Below are 2,171 nucleotides of genomic sequence, written 5' to 3'. Positions count from 1 at the left end.
TCGGTCTCGTCGAGCGGAATGTACTCCTCGCCGACGATGTTGTAGCCGTTCTCCTGTGCGAGGACGTTGACCCAATCGCCCGAAAGCTGGCCGAAGTTGTAGTCGGCGGCGATGATGTAGATGTCGTCGCCGAACTCCTCGGCCAGGTACGGCGTCACGATCCCGAGTTGCTGGCGGGCAGTCGCCCCGACCGGGAAGATCGTGTTGTCGCAGACGCCGCCCTCGTACTGGGTGGTGTAGAAGTACAGCTGTTCGTTCTCGTTGATGATCGGTCGGATCGCCTCCCGGGTCGCCGAGGAGTAACCGGCCCACAGCGCGTCCACCTGGTCCTGCAGGATCAGCCGCTCCGTGAGCTCCTGGTAGCGGGAGTTGTCGGACTGTGGGTCGGGATCGACGATCTCGATCTCCTCGCCGAGCAGGCCGCCGTCCTCGTTGATCTCCTCTATGGCGAGTCGCGTCGCCTGCCACTTCGAAGTCCCGTTGAGCTGGAAGTTCCCCGAGCGGTCCTCGAGGATGCCGACCGTGGGACCGCCACTCCCGCCGTTACCGTTGCCGTTGCCGCCCCCGTTGCCCGAACAGCCCGCGAGGGCGGCCCCGATGCCGGCCGCCCCCGAGGCGAGCAGGCTCCGACGGGAGACGCGCTCACGCATGACGAACGCCTCCGGCGCCGACTCGGCGAGCGTCTACGTCTATATTCTGGCACTGGTCCTCCGTAAATATGTCCGTACATCCAGACATTTTCACGTTAAGTGGTCAAACGCCACCAGTATATAAATATTGTCGGCAAACACTACCCAATATGGTTGGAGAAATCATACGACCACATACACTTGGGTGTCAATGAATGTCCTTATATTTCGTACGCTCGTTTGATAGTTCGTAGTCAGTGGCGCGTCCTGTCGTACGCATACGCACTGGCTGGTCGCCGGAGTCCGGCAGGTCTCCGTCGCCGCGGCGTCTGTAGTTCGCAAACGCCGGGTGACCCGTCGTCGAACGGTCGAAACGCCGCCGCCGGTGAGAAACCGGAGGAGAACGTTCCGGCCCACCTCCGACGCGAGCCGGCGTGTTTTTTACGTGCGTCCACTCGGACCGTGCTATCGACCGGTATCTAGGAAAGATTCGCGCGAAGGGACAACTTATGTAACCCCCCGCTCGTTGGACATGATATGCTGGAATTACCGCTGCACACCGGCGCGGAGCACCCCAACCTCACGCTCGTCGTTCTCTCGAGCCTCCTCACCTTCCTCGCAGGGCTCGGGCTCGCCACGTACGGCGATCGCGTTCGCGCGTTCGTCCGCACCCTCACGACCGACTCGGCGGAGTGAGACGACACGGTATGCACGTAAATACTGCCGAAGACGGCGGGCGGGCCGGACCCCCCGGAGGTGACTCGCTGTGAGCGACCGTGTCCCCGGCGAGTTGCTCCCCGCCGACGATCCGATCGAGATCAACGCCGGACGGGAGACGGCGACGGTGACCATCGAGAACACCGGCGACCGGCCCGTCCAGGTCGGCTCGCACTTTCACTTCTTCGAGACCAACCCCGAACTCGAGTTCGACCGGGAGGCGGCCTACGGGATGCGGCTGAACGTCCCCGCGGGGACCGCGATCCGGTTCGAACCGGGCAGCGAGCGCGACGTCGAGTTGGTCGCGATCGGCGGCGACCGGATCGTCCACGGGATGGGCGGGCTCGTCGGGGGCGACCTCGACGACGAGGACGTCCGCGAGCGCGCGCTCGAACGCGCCGCCGAGGCCGCCGCCGCGACCGACGTCGAGTGCCGGACGACCGTCCTCGAAGGACCGCCCTACGAGCGCGTCCTCGAAGCGATCGACGACATCGGGGTCGACGCGGTCGTCGTCGGTGCGACGGGTCGATCGGGGTTCAAGCGCCTCGTGTTGGGGAGTACGGCCGAGCGACTCCTGGAGGCTGCGCCGGTCCCGGTCGTCGTTATCGGCGGCGACTGCTGATGCAGCCGGTCCCGTCGCGTCCGGGCAGCCGTCGTGCCGTCTCCCCCGCCGAGGCCCTTTTTAATGCCCGGCCCCTACGTGAACGTCAATGCTCGCATTCGACGTGCTCTTGGTCGGTACGGCGCCCTCTCGTCCCGCTGTTTCGGAGGCGTTCCCCGAAGAACTCGTCGACCCCCGAGGCCGTCCTCGTCTCGACGAGTTCT

3 protein-coding genes are annotated in these 2,171 nt (G+C 65.1%); 2 read left to right on the top strand and 1 reads right to left on the bottom strand.

Annotated features, from left to right (window positions below; translation table 11 throughout):
• The coding region (locus DP106_RS14950; protein WP_165857923.1) for an ABC transporter substrate-binding protein at positions 1-650 on the bottom strand (650 nt) is incomplete at its 3' end.
• A 516-nt stretch (positions 651-1,166) separates the two neighbouring features.
• Here DP106_RS14950 and DP106_RS16000 point away from each other — a divergent pair.
• Both DP106_RS16000 and DP106_RS16440 read left to right on the top strand, forming a co-directional pair.
• Positions 1,167-1,325 carry a hypothetical protein gene (locus DP106_RS16000; RefSeq protein ID WP_015410333.1) on the top strand — a complete coding sequence of 53 codons (159 nt, stop codon included), beginning with the start codon at positions 1,167-1,169 and terminating at the stop codon, positions 1,323-1,325.
• A 70-nt stretch (positions 1,326-1,395) separates the two neighbouring features.
• Positions 1,396-1,968: an urease subunit beta gene (locus DP106_RS16440; RefSeq protein ID WP_120086598.1), complete on the top strand. Its 573-nt coding sequence runs from the start codon at positions 1,396-1,398 to the stop codon at positions 1,966-1,968.
• Positions 1,969-2,171: the final 203 nt, after the last annotated feature.

Source organism: Halonotius pteroides (assembly GCF_003605635.1).
In the GTDB taxonomy this organism is placed as follows: Archaea; Halobacteriota; Halobacteria; order Halobacteriales; family Haloferacaceae; genus Halonotius; species Halonotius pteroides.
The sequence above is the reverse complement of the archived record's forward strand: the minus strand, read 5'-3'. Positions and strand labels throughout refer to the sequence as shown.